At 72.5% G+C, this 15,563-nt stretch carries 15 protein-coding genes and 1 pseudogene; 8 read left to right on the top strand and 8 right to left on the bottom strand.

Features of this window, described 5'->3' with window-relative positions; genetic code table 11:
- Positions 1 to 2: 2 nt before the first annotated feature.
- On the bottom strand, positions 3 to 2,273 hold the full coding sequence (locus tag ABZO29_RS40265; RefSeq protein WP_367325138.1) for a hypothetical protein: 2,271 nt from the start codon (positions 2,271 to 2,273) through the stop codon (positions 3 to 5).
- A gap of 287 nt (positions 2,274 to 2,560) precedes the next feature.
- Between ABZO29_RS40265 and ABZO29_RS40260 the strand changes: the two genes are divergently transcribed.
- Together ABZO29_RS40260 and ABZO29_RS40255 are read left to right on the top strand one after the other, a co-directional pair.
- Positions 2,561 to 3,388: a DeoR/GlpR family DNA-binding transcription regulator gene (locus ABZO29_RS40260; protein ID WP_367325137.1), complete on the top strand. Its 828-nt coding sequence runs from the start codon at positions 2,561 to 2,563 to the stop codon at positions 3,386 to 3,388.
- A 61-nt stretch (positions 3,389 to 3,449) separates the two neighbouring features.
- Entirely contained in the window at positions 3,450 to 3,920 is a 471-nt protein-coding gene (locus tag ABZO29_RS40255) for an SRPBCC family protein (protein ID WP_367325136.1), read from the top strand.
- A gap of 24 nt (positions 3,921 to 3,944) precedes the next feature.
- Here the strand turns inward: ABZO29_RS40255 and ABZO29_RS40250 are convergent, their stop codons facing one another.
- Positions 3,945 to 5,069 (bottom strand): PLP-dependent cysteine synthase family protein, encoded by a 1,125-nt coding sequence (locus ABZO29_RS40250; RefSeq protein ID WP_367325135.1) that lies wholly within the window; start codon positions 5,067 to 5,069, stop codon positions 3,945 to 3,947.
- A 351-nt stretch (positions 5,070 to 5,420) separates the two neighbouring features.
- Here ABZO29_RS40250 and ABZO29_RS40245 point away from each other — a divergent pair, with 351 nt between their 5' ends.
- On the top strand, positions 5,421 to 5,744 hold the full coding sequence (locus ABZO29_RS40245; RefSeq protein WP_367325134.1) for a hypothetical protein: 324 nt from the start codon (positions 5,421 to 5,423) through the stop codon (positions 5,742 to 5,744).
- A gap of 187 nt (positions 5,745 to 5,931) precedes the next feature.
- On the top strand, positions 5,932 to 6,465 hold the full coding sequence (locus ABZO29_RS40240) for an ATP-binding protein (RefSeq protein WP_367325133.1): 534 nt from the start codon (positions 5,932 to 5,934) through the stop codon (positions 6,463 to 6,465).
- A 49-nt stretch (positions 6,466 to 6,514) separates the two neighbouring features.
- On the opposite strand, the gene ABZO29_RS40235 is transcribed toward ABZO29_RS40240, so the two are convergent.
- From ABZO29_RS40235 to ABZO29_RS40225, 3 genes are read right to left on the bottom strand one after another with little or no spacing between them, the layout of a single operon-like run.
- On the bottom strand, positions 6,515 to 9,076 hold the full coding sequence (locus ABZO29_RS40235) for an ABC transporter permease (RefSeq protein WP_367325132.1): 2,562 nt from the start codon (positions 9,074 to 9,076) through the stop codon (positions 6,515 to 6,517).
- Positions 9,073 to 9,831, bottom strand: coding sequence for an ABC transporter ATP-binding protein (locus ABZO29_RS40230; RefSeq protein WP_367325131.1), 759 nt, complete (start codon positions 9,829 to 9,831; stop codon positions 9,073 to 9,075). The genes ABZO29_RS40235 and ABZO29_RS40230 overlap by 4 nt, the downstream gene beginning before the upstream one ends.
- Positions 9,828 to 10,121, bottom strand: a complete 294-nt coding sequence (locus ABZO29_RS40225; RefSeq protein ID WP_367325130.1) for an SHOCT domain-containing protein — start codon at positions 10,119 to 10,121, stop codon at positions 9,828 to 9,830. The genes ABZO29_RS40230 and ABZO29_RS40225 overlap by 4 nt, the downstream gene beginning before the upstream one ends.
- 332 nt (positions 10,122 to 10,453) lie before the next feature.
- Between ABZO29_RS40225 and ABZO29_RS40220 the strand changes: the two genes are divergently transcribed.
- Positions 10,454 to 10,639 carry a DUF1272 domain-containing protein gene (locus ABZO29_RS40220; protein WP_367325129.1) on the top strand — a complete coding sequence of 62 codons (186 nt, stop codon included), beginning with the start codon at positions 10,454 to 10,456 and terminating at the stop codon, positions 10,637 to 10,639.
- A 4-nt stretch (positions 10,640 to 10,643) separates the two neighbouring features.
- Here ABZO29_RS40220 and ABZO29_RS40215 read toward each other — a convergent pair whose 3' ends face one another.
- Together ABZO29_RS40215 and ABZO29_RS40210 are read right to left on the bottom strand one after the other, a co-directional pair.
- A complete protein-coding gene (locus ABZO29_RS40215; RefSeq protein ID WP_367325128.1) occupies positions 10,644 to 11,537 on the bottom strand; it encodes an NAD(P)-dependent oxidoreductase in 894 nt (297 codons plus the stop codon).
- 45 nt (positions 11,538 to 11,582) lie between these two features.
- Positions 11,583 to 11,861, bottom strand: coding sequence for a hypothetical protein (locus ABZO29_RS40210; protein WP_367325127.1), 279 nt, complete (start codon positions 11,859 to 11,861; stop codon positions 11,583 to 11,585).
- A 44-nt stretch (positions 11,862 to 11,905) separates the two neighbouring features.
- Between ABZO29_RS40210 and ABZO29_RS40205 the strand changes: the two are divergent.
- A pseudogene (locus ABZO29_RS40205) lies at positions 11,906 to 12,554 on the top strand (LysR family transcriptional regulator); the annotation flags it as partial.
- 67 nt (positions 12,555 to 12,621) lie between these two features.
- Positions 12,622 to 13,137: a hypothetical protein gene (locus tag ABZO29_RS40200; RefSeq protein WP_367325126.1), complete on the top strand. Its 516-nt coding sequence runs from the start codon at positions 12,622 to 12,624 to the stop codon at positions 13,135 to 13,137.
- A 1-nt stretch (position 13,138) separates the two neighbouring features.
- Here ABZO29_RS40200 and ABZO29_RS40195 read toward each other — a convergent pair whose 3' ends face one another.
- A complete protein-coding gene (locus ABZO29_RS40195; RefSeq protein ID WP_367325125.1) occupies positions 13,139 to 14,608 on the bottom strand; it encodes a ketol-acid reductoisomerase in 1,470 nt (489 codons plus the stop codon).
- Between the two features lie 87 nt (positions 14,609 to 14,695).
- Here ABZO29_RS40195 and ilvY point away from each other — a divergent pair, with 87 nt between their 5' ends.
- Positions 14,696 to 15,559, top strand: a complete 864-nt coding sequence (gene ilvY, locus ABZO29_RS40190) for an HTH-type transcriptional activator IlvY (protein ID WP_367325124.1) — start codon at positions 14,696 to 14,698, stop codon at positions 15,557 to 15,559.
- Positions 15,560 to 15,563: the final 4 nt, after the last annotated feature.

Genomic DNA, 15,563 nt, shown 5'->3' with positions numbered 1-15,563 from the left:
GCCTAGCGCTGCGTCGGCACCTCGGGGCGCAGCCGCCCCAGCAGCCGCTCCCGTTCCTCGGCGAACGCCGGGTCCGCCTGGTAGTCGGAGTGGCCCAGGATCGCAGCGGGGAGCGGATGCTCCGGTGTGCGGCCGTACGCCAACGGGTCCGCAAGGGGGGCGCGGTCCACCTCGGGGCCGCAGTCGCCGGGCAGCCGGACAGGGCCGCCGATGGGGTCGGTGAGCCGGTGGAGGTTGCGCCAGCAGTCGACCTCACGGTGCAGGGAGCTGAGCGCGGCCGGGCCGAAGTGGGCCGGGAACCAGCGGCCGTAGAGGCGCTCGAGCGGGGAGCCGTACGTCAGCAGGGCGACCCGCTTGCGGACGGACGGCGTCAGCTGCCAGGCCGCCGCGGCCGCGAGCACGCTTCCCTGGGAATGCCCGGAGATCACCAGGCGTCCGCCGGTGATCTCCGTCCACGTCGCCATCCGCCAGGTCAGGTCGGGGACCGCGCGCTCCGCGTAGCACGGTGGTGCGAAGGGGTGGGCGGCGCGCGGCCAGAAGGTGCCGACGTCCCAGAGGATGCCGATGGTGCGGCGCGCGGAGGCGTCCTTGTAGGCACGGCGGCCCCAGGTGACGAAGAGGACGAAGCCTAATCCGATCAGCCAGGAGCCCAGGGCCTGGGCCGTTTCCGCCGCCCCCTGGATCAGGCCGTAGGCGTGCTGCGCGGCCAGGCCCGGCGTCCGGTCGGTCGCCATGGCCCCCACCAGCGCCCCGGCGCCGAGGACAAGGGTCGTGGTGGAGGTGACGGCGACGACGAGGGGTCCCTTGTCGGTGAGGGAGGCCATCGCGCGGGCGCGCGCGATGCGGCGGGTGCGGGCCTCGTCCTCCGCCTCCCCCGGATGGTCGTGCGCCACCGCGGCCCGCTCTGCGCGGGACAGTCGCCAGGTCCACCGGCCGAGCCAGGCGCAGAGCACCAGCAGCACCAGCAGCAGCGGCGGGATCACGGAGGCCTGCCACGTCAGCAGCACCGGTGGCCCCGCGAGGGAGGTCCGGGTGCCGTCCAGCCAGTCGGCGACCCGCTGGGACACACCGCCGGACATCACGCCGCCGAGGGCACAGGCGAGCATCGCGACGGCGGGCCCGCCGAGGCCGCGCATCGCGGCGCGCGCGTCGGGGTGGGTGCGGTGCAGGAGGTGGGCGGCCACGGCGAGGGCGATCACGATCAGGCCCTGTACGAGGGCGATGGCGCCGAAGGTCGCGTCGCCCGGCAGCCGCCCGTCCGAGTGCCATCCCGGGCGCTCCCACCCGGCGTACACCAGGGCGAGGGCGAGCAGGACGAGCGCACCGAGCGGCAGGCGTCGTACGAGGTGCTCGTCGAGTTCCCGGTCGAGGCGGTGCTCGCTGCGGCCCCGCAGGCACACCACGCCCACCACGGCGGCCGCTCCGGCGGCGAGCGCCGCCATCAGGAGCCACCCCGCCGCGTCGAGGGCCGCCGGTCCGCCGGGACGGCGGTCGAAGCGTGCGGCCGCCGAGCCGACCGCGGCGGCCACGGTCAGCAGACCGGCGGCGGTGTGCGCCGCGCGCAGCCGGGCCACCAGACGACGTCCGTACCAGAAGCCGGGCCGGCCCAGTGCCGTGCGGTCGGTCTCCTCGTCGGGTTCGGGGGTGCGGTCCAGGGGTTCCTGGGACTCGTACGCGCGCCAGGTGCGATGGGAGAGGTACCACAGCAGGCCGGTGAGGGCGGTGGGCACCAGGGCCGCGAGGCCGAGCCTGCGTCCTGGCCGGCTCCACCAGCCGCCTTCCGACACCGCGGGCGAAAGGAAGCCCAGCCAGGAGTGCCGTTCGGCACATGTGCGTGTGCCCGCGCACTGCCAGGCCGTCAGGTCGAGGGCGACCTCGCAGGCGGCCGCGACCAGCAGCACGGTCAGGGTCAGTCCGGCCAGCCGCACCAGCAGCCCGTACAGGCGCACCGTGCGCAAGCGGCCGCGGGCGGTGGGACGCATCCAGTGGGCGAGGTTGACCACCATGAACGGCAGCAGCAACAGCCACAGGGCCCGCGTGCCGTTGCCGGAGGTGAGGTTGGACCAGACATACGCCTCGGGCACCGGCCCGCCGCGGCGGTCGCCGGGTCTGCTGTCCGCGTCGGCGTCGTCGGCGCGCCGGTACACGGCCGCCGTGTCGTCGCCGGTGATCCGCACCGTGCGCGGATCATTGAGCATCTTCTCGGGCGTGGCGCCACCCACCCCGTGCACCAGGAGTTCCAGGGCGGTCCCGCCCGCGGAGAGATGTTCCACTGTTTGCACTTCCCCCGTGACACGCCGTAGACATGTGTCCGTGCGTGCACAAGGATCTCTCCTCCGGGGATCCACGCACACCTCTCGTCACGGAATCTCCCCGATCCGTGTGACAACGGGAGGAATCATGACGCACGCATGACATGCGCGCGTCGGGGTGGTGGCACAGCTCGCGCCCTCCCGTGCGAGGATGGGACGCCCGCACACCCGAAAGCGGGGAGAATGGCCTCGTCACAGCAGGTGGGTGGGCGTGTCGGACGGATTGCGGCGAAAGGACCGGAGCGCACGTGAGTGAGAATCAGAACCTCCTCGCGGAGCAGCGCCGCGCCCTGATCCTGGACGAGGTCCGGCGCCGTGGCGGCGTCCGCGTCAACGAACTGACCCGCAAGCTCGGCGTGTCGGACATGACGGTCCGCCGCGACCTCGACTCGCTCGCCCGGCAGGGCGTCCTGGAGAAGGTGCACGGCGGCGCGGTGCCGGTGGTCGAGGCGAGCACGCACGAGCCGGGCTTCGAGGCCAAGTCGGGTCTGGAGCTGACCGCCAAGGAGGACATCGCGCAGGCCGCTGCGGAGCTGGTCGCCCCGGGCAGTGCGATCGCGCTGTCGGGCGGTACGACGACGTACGCGCTGGCGCACCATCTCGTCGAGGTCCCGGATCTCACGGTCGTCACCAACTCGGTGCGGGTCGCCGACGTCTTCCACGCCGCGCAGCGCACCTCGGGCCAGCGGCAAGGCGCGGCCACGGTGGTGCTGACCGGCGGGGTGCGCACCCCGTCCGACTCGCTGGTGGGGCCGGTGGCCGACCAGGCGATCGCGGCGCTCCACTTCGACGTGCTGTTCCTCGGAGTGCACGGGATATCGCTCGAGGCCGGTCTGTCGACGCCGAACCTCGCGGAGGCCGAGACCAACCGGCGGCTGGTGCAGTCGGCGCGCCGGGTCGTGGTGGTCGCCGACCACACCAAGTGGGGCGTGGTGGGCCTGAGTTCGTTCGCCGCGCTGGAGCAGGTCGACACGCTGGTGACCGACGCCGGACTGCCGGCCGAGGCGCGTGAGGAGATCTCCGAACACCTTCGGCTGGTCGTGGCGGGCGAGCCCGGTGAGGGTGCGGACATCTGACGGGACGCCAGCTATGGTGAACGCTGCCCAGGCCCGGAGTCGGCAAAAGGGAGTGTCGCCCATGGCTCACCGTCTGCGTCCGGCAGGGCTCGACTTCGTCGAGACCGCCCCCGTGCGCTTGGTCTTCGAGCGACGGATCTCCGCAGCCCCCGAAGCGGTCTTCCGCGCGCTCGCCGAGGACGTGCCCGGCTGGACCGACTGGTTCTCGGCGGTGACGCTGGCCCGGCCGACCGGCGGCGGGGCGGGACGCGAGATCCGCTTGAAGGGCGGCGCGTTCTTCGAGGAGACGGTGCTCGCGGCCAAGGAACCCGAGGTGTACGCCTACCGCGTCGACGTCACCAACGCGCCGGGAGTCCGGGCGCTGGTCGAGGAGTGGCGCCTCGCTCCGGCCGGCACCGGTACGCACGTCCGGTGGACCTTCGCGGCCGACGGATCGGGGGTCATCCGGGTCGTTCTCCGGGCGGCCCGGGCCGGTCTCGGGCGGGCCTTCCGGGACGCGGTGACGTCGCTGGACCGGCGGCTGGTGTCCTGAGGGGGCGGGTGGACCGAAGTCCGGTCAGCAGGACCAGACCCCCGTCTCGAGGAGCGAGTTGATCGCCGCGGTGTACGGCGCGATGTCGAGGCCCTGCTCCGCCAGCCACGCGTCCGAGTAGTACTTGTCGAGGTAGCGGTCGCCGGGGTCGCACAGCAGGGTGACCACGCTCCCCCGGCGTCCCTCGGCCACCATCTCGGCGACGATCTTCAGAGCGCTCCACAGCCCGGTGCCCGTCGAGCCGCCCGCCTTGCGGCCGATGGCCTGCTCCAGTGCGCGTACGGCGGCGATGCCTGCCGCGTCGGGCACCTTCATCATCCGGTCGATGGCGCCGGGCACGAAGCTCGGCTCCATGCGCGGCCGTCCGATGCCTTCGATGCGGGAGCCGCAGTCGCAGGTGACGTCCGGATCGCCGGTGGTCCAGCCCTCGAAGAAACACGAGTTCTCCGGGTCGGCGACACAGATGCGGGTGTCGTACTGCATGTAGTGGACGTAGCGCGCGATGGTCGCCGAGGTGCCGCCGGTGCCGGCCGTGGCGACGATCCACGCGGGCTCAGGGAACCGCTCGAGGCGCAGCTGCCGGAAGACGGACTCGGCGATGTTGTTGTTGCCGCGCCAGTCCGTGGCCCGTTCCGCGTAGGTGAACTGGTCCATGTAGTGGCCGCCGGTCTCGGCCGCGAGTCGTGCGGACTCCTCGTACATTTTGCGCGAGTCGTCCACGAAGTGGCACTGCCCGCCGTGGAACTCGATGAGGCGGCACTTCTCGGCGCTGGTCGTGCGGGGCATGACGGCGATGAAGGGCACGCCGATCAGCTTGGCGAAGTACGCCTCGGAGACGGCCGTGGAGCCGCTGGACGCCTCGATCACCGGGCGTCCCGGCCGGATCCAGCCATTGCACAGGCCGTAGAGGAAGAGGGAGCGGGCGAGGCGGTGCTTGAGGCTGCCGGTCGGGTGGGTCGACTCGTCCTTGAGGTACAGGTCGATACCCCACTTCTCCGGCAGCGGGAACCGCAGTAGGTGGGTGTCGGCGGAACGGTTGGCGTCGGCCTGGACCTTGCGGACGGCTTGTTTCAGCCACGCGCGGTAGGCCGTGTCGCTGTGGTCGACATCGAGGGTAGCGCCGGTCCGGCTCTGCTGAGTGGTGCTCACGGCGGGCTCCTTACGCTCTGCGCCGACTGCGGATCGCGCGGCCGACGCACCGATCATAGACACCTTCCACACGCTTCTCACCTGCATAAACGCTCCTTTGAGCGTCTCAAAGGCAGCCTGGGGCCATCGTGTGCCGACGGATGGCGCAGGTTGTGGGGGCGCATTCGCCGAGTGCTCCGGGCGCCCCCGGCAAGCGCGTCGCGCGTACTGGTGCTCGACGCCGTACGCAGGCAGACTGCACGGCGCGGGACGGAGGTCCCGAACGGGGGCGCACACTGGATCACGACACGAGCCGGATCCCGGCCCACGCACAGAAGGGCCGGCGCATCCACGCGCACAAGGGGGCGGGGCATGGCGGAGCCGGAGTTCACGGCCACGGGCGTGCGGATCGGGAAGAGACTGCGCTCGCTCACCCGGGCCGGGCAGGTACGGATCAGCGACGGCAGGCTGGAGTTGCTGACCAGTTACGGCAGCGAGATCGACAGCGCGCCGGTGCAGGCGGTACGCGCGTCGAAGCCGTGGTTCGCACCGGAGGACCGGGCACTGGCCGACGTCAACGGCACACGGTACCTGCTGACCCTGGGCGATCACGACCCCGCGCCGGGCGAGCCCGGGCCGCCCGCGGCGCGCCGGTTCATCGAGGCCGTACGGAAGGCTGCGGGGCGTAACCGCTGAACAACGGCGAGTTGCGGGACCGCACCCCCTGAGTCACGCTGGTCTCACGTCACTCTGGGTTTACCGGCGATAACGCTGCGAACCAGCCCGCCGGCCACGACAGCAGGCGGCCGCTTCGCGCAGGCGCTCTGCTGGATTCGATCCGAACTCCGTGTTCTTCCGGACCTCACGTCGGGGAGTCGCAGCCGTGATCAGCAACCCAAGCAGGCACTGTGCGGTGGAGCTCCAAGCCCTGCCGTCGCGGATCGGCCAGGTCCGCAGAATCGTATCGGCGCAGTTGCGTTACTGGCATCTGGACGCTCTGATAGACCGCGCCGCGCTCGGTGTGACGGAGCTGCTGGCCAACGTCCACCGGCATGCCGAGCCCGACAAGACGTGCACCGTGGAGATCGAACTGCTGCTGGACCGGCTGATGGTCTCGGTGCGCGACCACGATCCGCGCCTGCCCGTCGTGGAGGACGTCGACACGCTCGCCACCTGCGGGCGGGGGCTGGCCATGGTCGCCGCGGTGAGCGAGAGCTGGGGAGCCCGGCCGGACGGCGAGTCCGGCAAGGTCGTGTGGTTCACCCTGCCGACGCCGACGGCCGCCCGTACACAGCCGACGCGTCCGTCGCGTCGTACGGCCGGGGAGAAACCCTCGCGCACGTTCGCGGACATCGATCTCTCGGCCGACGGCCGCAGGCCGGCACACGCTCCCGCCCGGTCCGCCGTTGCCGGCTGACCGGGCGGTGACCGTCCTTCCCTTCGCACGTACGTCGTCCGTCGGGACGTCACTCGGTGGCGATGGCCCGCAGCACGTCCAGGCGCGCCGCACGGCGGGCGGGGCGCAGGCCCGCGAGGGCTCCGGCCGCGAGGCCCACCAGCGCCACCACGGCGAGTTGCGCGGGCGGCATCGCGAAGGCGAACGCGCTGTCGCTCGCCCCGTCGGAGGCCTTCACCAGCACCCAGCCGAGGAAGGCGCCGAGGACCAGCCCGCCCAAGGTGCCGAAGGCGGCGACCAGGACCGACTCCCAGCGGACCATGGCCCGCAACTGGGACCGGGTCTGGCCCACGGCCCGGAGCAGACCCAGCTCGCGGGTGCGTTCGTGGATCGCCAGCGTCAGCGTGTTGGCGATGCCGAGCAGGGCGATGAACACCGCGAGGGCGAGCAGCGCGTAGACGAGGGTGAGCATCATGTCGATGCCGCCGGCCGACGACTGCGCGTACTCGTCGCGGGTCTGCACCTCGGGGTTGCCGTACTGCGCGGCCACCTTCTCCACCGCGGCCTTGCCCGCACCCGAGCCCACACCGTCCCGGAAGGAGACGGCGATCAGGGTGTCGGAGTCCTGGGTGCGGTGCGGGGCCCAAGCGGCACGGGTGATGACGTAGTCGCCTGCCAGTTCGGACTGGCCGTAGACGGCGCGGACGGTGAACGGTTGCGTCCGCCCGTCGGTGAAGGTGAGCCGGGCGGTGTCGCCCGTGGTGAGGCCCTGCTTGGCGGCCTCCTTCTCGGTGATGGCGATGCCGTCGGTGCCGAGGTCGCGCAGGGAGCCCCGGACCGTGCCGAGGTCGAAGGTCCGCTCGAGGGCGAGCGGGTCTGTGACGGTCAACGCCCTTCCCTCGCCGTCGACTTGGGCGACACCGCGGCCGAGTCCGACGGCCGTGTCCACCTCTGGCAGCCGCTGGATCGCCCCGGCGAGCCGGGGGCTGAGACCACTGCCGCCCGCACCGTACGACGGGGTGCTGACGGCGACGTCGCCCGCGAAGGAACGTGACACCGTCTGGTCCATGGTGGCCTTCAACGAGGCGCCGAAGACCGTGAACAGCGACACGACGGCCACGCCGATCATCAGGGCACTCGCGGTGGCGGCCGTCCGCCTGGGGCTGCGCAGGGCGTTGCGCCGGGCGAGCCCGCCGGTGACACCCCGGAGCCGGTCGAGCGGGCCGCCGAGGACGCGTACGGCGGTCGTGGAGGCGACCGGGCCCAGCACCACGAACGACACCAGTGCCAGGACGGCGCCGAGTCCCGCCAGCCAGATGGAAGGTGACAGCAGCACGCCGCTCAGCGTCACCGCCACGGCGACGGCGGCGAGGCCCATGCCGGTGACGGCGCGGAAACGGGAGGCGCCGGAGGTGTCGACGGCCGTCTCGCGCAGTGCGGCCAGGGGCGCGGTGCGGCCGGCGCGTACGGCGGGCAGCAGTGCGGAGCCGAGGCAGACCGCGACGCCCACCGCGAGCGGCAGGGCCATCGACAGCGCGCTGATCACCAACTCTCCCTTGGGGAAGGGGAACCCGATCGCCGGGAACAGTGCCTGCAGTCCGGCCGCGATGCCGACGCCCCCGGCCAGGCCCGCGGCGGACGCGGCCACGGCGACCGCGCTCGCCTCGACGAGGGTCGATGCGGTGACCTGGCGGCGCGAGGCGCCGAGGGCACGCAACAGGGCGTTCTCGCGGGAGCGCTGGGCCACGACGATCGCGAAGGTGTTGTGGATGGAGAATGTCGCGACCAGCAGGGCGACGCCGGAGAACACCAGCAGGAAGGTGGTGAAGATGGTCAGGAACTGGCTGGAGATCATGTCGGTGTTCTCCTGGGCCGACTCCTGGCCGGTGATGGCCTCGACTCCCTTGGGCAGGACGGGAGTCAGCCTGTCGACGAGCGCCTGCTGGCCGACGCCGGGGCCGGCCCGCACCTGGATGCTCGCCGCCTCACCGGGCCGGGCGGTGAGGTACTTCTCGGCGTCGGCCCGGGTCATGCCGGTGAACGTCACCTGCGCCATGCCGTCCTCGCCGCCGAAGGTCGCCAGGCCGACGATCGTCACGTTGACGGGGTCGGGGGTGCGGAGCGTCGTCGTGTCGCCGATCTTCAGGTCGCCCCTCTCGGCGGCCCCGCGGTTGACGACGACCTCGCCGGGCTTCTCCGGGGCGCGGCCCTCGGCCAGCCGGTACGGGTTGAGCTGCGGGTCGGTGATCCAGTTGCCGGCGAGCGTCGGCGGGCCCTTGCCGCCGATCGGCTTGCCGTTCGCGCCGACGAGCTGGCCCGCGCCCTGGATGTCGGGGGCGGCGGCCGCGACGCCGGGGACCTTCTCGAGGGTGGTCACCAGGTCGGTGTTCACGGGCTCGCGGACGCCCTCGCGCTCACCGGGCGTGGTGATCGCGTCGGCGCTGCGGACGACGGCGTCGGTGCCGCTCGTCGCGTCGCCGAACAACGTGTCGAAACTGGAGCGCAGGGTGTCGCCCATGACGAGTGTCCCGGCCAGGAAGGCCACGCCGAGGAAGACGGCGAGGAACGTGCCGGCGAAGCGCCGCTTGTGGGCGCGCAGGGAGGACACGCTCAGGCGGACGGAGGCGTTCATGAGGGCACCTCGAAGGCTTTCATACGGTCCAGGACCTTGTCGGCGGTTGGGGATTCCATCCGGTCGACCAGGCGTCCGTCGGCGAGGAAGAGCACCTCGTCGGCGTGGGCGGCGGCGACCGGGTCGTGGGTGACCATGACGACCGTGCGCTGCATGCCGCGTACGGCGCGACCCAGCAGGCCGAGCACCTCCCCGCCGGAGCGGGAGTCGAGGTTGCCGGTCGGTTCGTCGGCGAAGACGACGTCGGGACGTCCGGCGAACGCCCGCGCCACGGCGACGCGTTGCTGCTGGCCGCCGGAGAGCTCGGAGGGCCGGTGGTGGAGCCGGTCGCGCAGGCCGACGACGTCGACGAGGGCGTCGATCCACTCCGCGTCGCCCTCGGCCCCGGCCAGGTCCAGCGGCAGCCGGATGTTCTCCGCGACCGTCAGCGTCGGCACCAGGTTGTACGCCTGGAAGACGAAGCCGACGCGGTCGCGGCGAAGGAGGGTCAACCGGCGGTCGTCGAGGCTGCTCAGGTCCACGTCGCCGATGTGGGCGGTGCCCGAGGTGAGCGTGTCGAGTCCGGCCGCGCAGTGCATCAGGGTCGACTTGCCGGAGCCGGAGGGCCCCATGATCGCGGTGAACCGGCCGGCCGGGAAGTCCACGGTCACCCCGTCCAGTGCGCGTACGGCGGTGTCGCCACCGCCGTACATCTTCACGGCGTCGACGACCCGGGCGGCCGTCGGCGTGGTCGTCGTGGTGGTCGTCGCGGTCATGCCGCACCGCCCTTGCCCGCCGCACGGCCGAACTGCTCGTCCAGGACGGACAGCCGGCGCCAGTACTCGTCCTCGTCGATCTCGCCGGAGGCGAAGCGGCGGCCGAGGACGGCGACGGGCGAATCGCCGGAGGGGCGGGGGTCGTCCATCGCGCGCCACGGTCCGCGGCGGCCGCGCCAGGCGGTGCGGCGCAGGACCGCGAAGAACCCGATCACGACGGCCGCCCAGATCAGCGGAACGAACAGGATCCACGGGCCGGGGCCGCCGTCCCAGTGCGCAAGGGTCTGCATCTCGGGTCATCTCCTCGGTGGCGTCTCGTCTGGTCTTGTCTGCGCTGCTGTCTTTTCTGCGCTGCCTCGAGACTCGCGCCGGGAGGGGGTCGGGGTCGTCGTACAGCCAGCGGCAGTGCGGATACCTCCCGAGGAGTACGTCGGCGCCCGGCGACTGCTCCTTGAGACTCGACTTCTGCTCGGCGACGTGGAGGCGCGGGCCAGGACACAGCCGCCGCGCCGAGTGGCCCGATCGTGCTGATCCCTGTCCCGTGCGGAGGCTGCCGCGCGCATGGCGGGCGGGAACGATGTGTGGCGATGGACCGAACCGCAGGTGAGGAGCGACACGGCACATGGCCCTGGAAATGCGAGATCGCTGCGAGCGCTGTACGACAGCGTTTCTGCCGCCCGATGCCCCGGCCCGCATCTGCTCCTACGAGTGCACCTTCTGTGTGCCGTGCAGCGAGGCCATGGCGGACGTCTGCCCCAACTGCGGCGGCGAGTTGGTCCCCCGGCCGCGGCGCGTCGTACGGGAGTGACGACTCAGGCGGACGGATTCCCGTCGTCGAAGCTGGCGAAGTAGGCGGCGGCCATGTCCTCGTCGGCGTGACCCTGTGCGGCGGCGCGCTCCATGCGGTCCGCGGTCGCGGCGGCCACGTCCAGGCGGACGCCGCTCTTCCGGCCGGCCTCGACGATCAGTCGGGCGTCCTTGGCGGCGGTGGCCACGGCGAACTGGGGCGGGGACAACCGCTCGTCCAGGACCAGCCCGGACTTGGCGCGCAGGTATCCCATGTCGAGCGGGCCGCCTTCGATGAGCCCGAAGAAGCTCTGCGGGTCCACGTCCAGGGCCTTGGAGAGGGCCAGGACCTCACCGGCCGCGGCCGTGGTCGCGAGGACCCAGCTGTTGGCCACCAGTTTCAGGCGGGTGGCGCTGCCGGCCGCCCCGTCCTCCCCGGTCCACACCGTGCGCGCGCCGACCGCGTCGAAGACGGGCGCGACGGCGTCCCGGCCGGCGGTCGGGCCCGCCGCCAGCACCGTCAGCTGACCGGCCTCGGCCGGCTGGCGGGTGCCCAGCACCGGGGCGTCGAAGAACACCAGGCCGCGCTCACGGGCGAAGGCGGCCAGGTCACCGATCGCCTCGATGCCGGCGGTGCTCGACTGCACCCAGGCGACGCCGGGGCGCAGGGCCTCCGCCGCCTCGCGCATGACCTCCAGGGCGGCGGGACCGTCGTGGAGCATGGTCAGGACGATGTCGGCGCCACGCACGGCGTCGGCGGGGGTGTCGGCGATGTACGCACCCTCCGCGGCGAGCGGTTCGGCCTTGGCCCGGGTGCGGTTCCAGGCGCGCACGGTGTGCCCGGCGCGGGCGATGTTGCGGGCCATCGCCGCGCCCATGATGCCCGTGCCCAGCACGCTCACGGTCAGCTTCTCGGTCATGACGTCGACTTCCTGATCCCTCAAGTACGGTGGCTCGTCCTGCTGTCAGCCTGCCTTGCCGGAGGCGGCGCGGACCAGTCCGTCGAGCCAGGCGTGGTGACCGTTGAGCATCCGGTTCGGGCTCGGGTCCGGGCGCTGCTGGGCCAGGGCGGCGGCCGGCTCGCCGATCCGGGTCTCCTGCGTCAGGAGGCCGCCGCCGGGCAGTTCCCCGGCGTCGCCTGGCTGCAGGGCCTCCGCTGCCTCCGCGGTCCGGGACAGCCGGCCGGGGACTCCCTCCGCGGGGGGCCGGCGCTCGGGCCAGTTGATCGCGTTCTGCGTGGTCATGGAGGTGCCTCTCGGATCACATGGGTTTCATCGTTGCCGCCGGTATGGGCTCCCGCCACCCGGCGACGTCCCTTACCGCCAAACCCCACGCCGCCCTGAATCTGCTGCGCGCTTCCTGGCCGTGCACCGCTCCGGCTCGTTCACCGCGGCCGCCCCGCTGCTCGGGCTCTCGCAGCCGACCGTGACGGCCCGATCCGTACGTTGGAGCAGCAGACGGGCCGCGAGCTGTGCACCCGCCTGCCGCGCGGTGTGGAGCCCACGCCGCTCGCCCGTGAGCTCGCCGGCCGGGTCGCGGCCCCGCTCGCCGCCCTCGCCCTGCTCGAGGGCGGCGGACCGCTGTCCGGGCAGACGGCGCCCGTCCATCTGGCGGGCACTTCGGAGCTGCTGTGTGTGCGGGTCCTTCCGGCGCTCGCCCCGCTGATCGCCGACGGCCCGCAACTGCGGGTCGCCCAGGGGCTCACGGACCCGCTCCTCGAAGAGATGCGCGCGGACCCCCCATCGCCCGCCGCTACTGGCGCAGCGTCTTCGGCGGACAGCTCACCGCCCGCGCCGCCCTCACCGTGCCCTGGTGCTGCTCCCTGACCCGGAGGAGCCGCCGCTGAGCGCCTCTTCCTCGTCCAGCGGCCCGGCGCGGACGCCAACCCCGATGTGGTCCGCGTCCGCGACCGGCTGCGCGCGGCGGCAGGCAGCTGGTGGACTTCTGTTGTTCCGCGTCTCAAGAGGGCCCAAGATGTGGGGCATCTTCTAGGGGGACGGGTCCATGAGAATCCGGCACGCCGTCGCGGCCGCGGGCGCCTGCGCCGCAGCACTGTTCTCGTTGACCGGCTGCACCGTGCCGACAGCGGGCGCCACGGGCATCGCGGTGACCGAGGACGGCAAACCGTTCGGCATGCTGATGGTCTGTCACGGCCACATCGACGGCGCCACGTTGTACACCGAGACCACGGGCGACGAGAGCGAGACCGTGGCGAGGTGGAGTCACGCACGGCCGCTCACCGAATTCGTCACATGGCCCCTGGCCACCGGGGGCGACGGCTGGAGCGTCGGCCATCCGATGCCGAAGGCCCTGGAACAGCGTCGTTCCTACACCCTGTACGGGTGGACCGAGGACAGCTCATGGTCCACAGGCGACGTGTCCTTCACCCTCGCGGACCTGGCGAAGCTCTCGCCAGGCCAGGTGCGCTACTTCGCCGGTGACGTCCGCGGCGCCGACCGGGACGGCTACAGGACCGCCTCGTTCGAGGAGTTCCGCACCGACGCCTGCAAGGACGTCTGACCTACGCGACGGCGATGTCCAGGGAGGGCCGCAGCTTGGCGGCCGCGGCCAGCGCCTCGTGCACGGGATGGGCGTCGAAGGCCGCCAACAGGCCGGTGTCCGCCGGTTGCCCGGCGGCCGGGAAGGCGATCTGCTCGTAGGCCGCCTGGAAGCGCGGACCCCAGCGGCGGGCACCGAGGCGGGCCGTGCGGGAGCAGTTGTCGACCATGTACGCCACATCACGCGCGTGCATGTACGGCAGCAGGGAGTCGACCGCCTCGATGACGGACTCGTTGACGATCTCCGACCAGGGGTGGCCGCGCTCGGCGAACTCGTCGATCTGGGCCGTCATCGTCGCGACGAACACTCCGGCGGCGAACGGGTCGACGGGCAGCTCGCGTTCGGCCCGCAACGTGTGCACGCGAGCGCTGACGGTCCACATCGGCGAACCGCCGATGTCACTCATCGGACGGGCCCCGAGCCTGCGTTCGGCCAGGATCACGCTGCGCAGTTCGGTGCCGTCGGCGACCTCGTCGTAGATCTCCGCGACGATCTCCCGGGCGGGCGCGTACGTCGCCGTGTACGCGCGGTCGAAGACGTCCCGTCCGGCGGGGTCGAGCCCCTCGCGCACCGCCCGCAGCCCGGCGCGCGAGATGGTGCGGGCGATGGGGCCCGTGACGTTCTCGCAGGACCTCTCGTACGCCGTCACCTCGTCGTCCCCGGCCAGTCGGTGGCGTGCGTACAGGCTCTCGACGATGCCGTGGACGGCGCCGAGCAGGATGGCGCGCTCGCCGACGATGTCGGAGAGGTACTCGCTGTCGAGGGTGGTGCGGAAGGTGTACGGCGAGCCGAGCGCCACCGACCAGCCGAGCGCGAGGTCGACGGCGCGTCCGTCGGGGTCGGCGTGCACGGCGAAACTGCTGTTGATTCCGGCGCCGTTGATCTCGGCGCCCTGCTCGTAGAGACGGCGCACGGAGTCGCCCATGCCCTTGGGGCAGACGGCGATAACGGCGTGCCCGGACGGGAACTGGCCGCCGGTTTCCCGCAGGTGGCCGAGCAGGAAGCCGTGGGACAGGCCGATGACGGCGCCCGGTTTGAGCGCCGCGAAGATCTTCTGATGGTGGGCGGCGAGTGCGGCGTCCGCGATCAGCAGGATCACGAGGTCGCTGTCCGCGGTGACGTCGAGCCAGTCGCCGAGCGTTCCGTCGTCCTCGGTGAAGCCGTGCGCGCGGGCGTCGGCGGCCGACGGTGAGCCGGGGCGCAGTCCGACAGCCACCCGGATGCCGGTGCCGGCCAGGGAGTCCCGCACATTGCGGGCCTGGGCGCGGCCCTGCGGGCCCCAGCCGATCACGCCGATGCGGCGGACGCCCGCGAAGGCCTCGGGCAGCAGCGGGAAGAGGTGGCGGCCGCCGCGCAGAACGGTCTCGGTGCCGCCGGGCACGTCCATCGTTTCGAGGGGGAAGACGCGGGAGGTGTACGTGGTGGAGGTCATGGTCGAGTTGTAGGCTCCGCCCGATCATTGCGGCAAGCGCAACCTGTGCAGCGGCATGTTGCATGAACTGAAAGGTCCTGGTCACGCATGCGGGACGACCATCGGGAGCTGCGTCTGTTCCTGTATCTGGCGCAGACGCTCAACTTCGGCAGGACGAGCCTCGACTGCCATGTCAGCCCGGCGACGCTCACGCGGACGGTGCAACGGCTGGAGACGGACCTCGGGCACCGGCTCTTCGACCGCGGCCCGCGCGGGGTGTCGCTCACCGTGGAGGGGCACCGGTTCCGCGTATACGCCGTCCAAGCGCTGGAGTTGTGGCGCGCCTACCGTGAGGAGCACCCCGACCCGGCCGAACTCACCGGCCGTTTGGCGGTGTTCGCCACGGTGACGGCCTGCCAGGCCATCCTCCCCGACCTGCTGGCCCCGTTCCGCGCCGCCCACCCGCAGGTACGCCTCGACCTGCGCACCGGGGACGCGGCGGCCGCGCTGGCCCGGCTGGACGAGGGCGAGGTGGACGTGGCGGTCGCGGGCATCCCGGCGCGGCTGCCGGAGCCGCTGGTGAGCCGGACGGTCGCGGTCACCGAGTTGGTGTTCGTCACCGCACGGGACCGCCCCTCCCCCGGCCTCGACGGCCCCTTCGTGCTCCCGCACCGCGGTCTGGTCCGCGACGCGGCCGACCGCTGGTTCCGCGCCCGCGGTACTACGCCCGACGTGGCCTGCGAACCGGACGGCCACGAAGGGCTGTTGACGCTGGTCGCCCTGGGCTGCGGCACGGGCGTGGTGCCGCGCCTCGTACTGGAGCACAGCGCGGTGCGCGACCGGTTGTCGGTGGTACCGGCCGATCCGCTGCCGGAGGCGTTCCCGATCGGGCTGTGCGTACGGCGGGCCGATCTGCGGCGGCCGACGGTGGCTGCCCTGTGGAGCCTGACCGATCGTCAGGCCATGGCTTGACGCA

It is taken from the genome of Streptomyces sp. HUAS ZL42, assembly GCF_040782645.1.
Lineage (GTDB): Bacteria > Actinomycetota > Actinomycetes > Streptomycetales > Streptomycetaceae > Streptomyces.
Note: the sequence above shows the minus strand (reverse complement) of the source record. Positions and strands in the feature narration are given on the sequence as shown.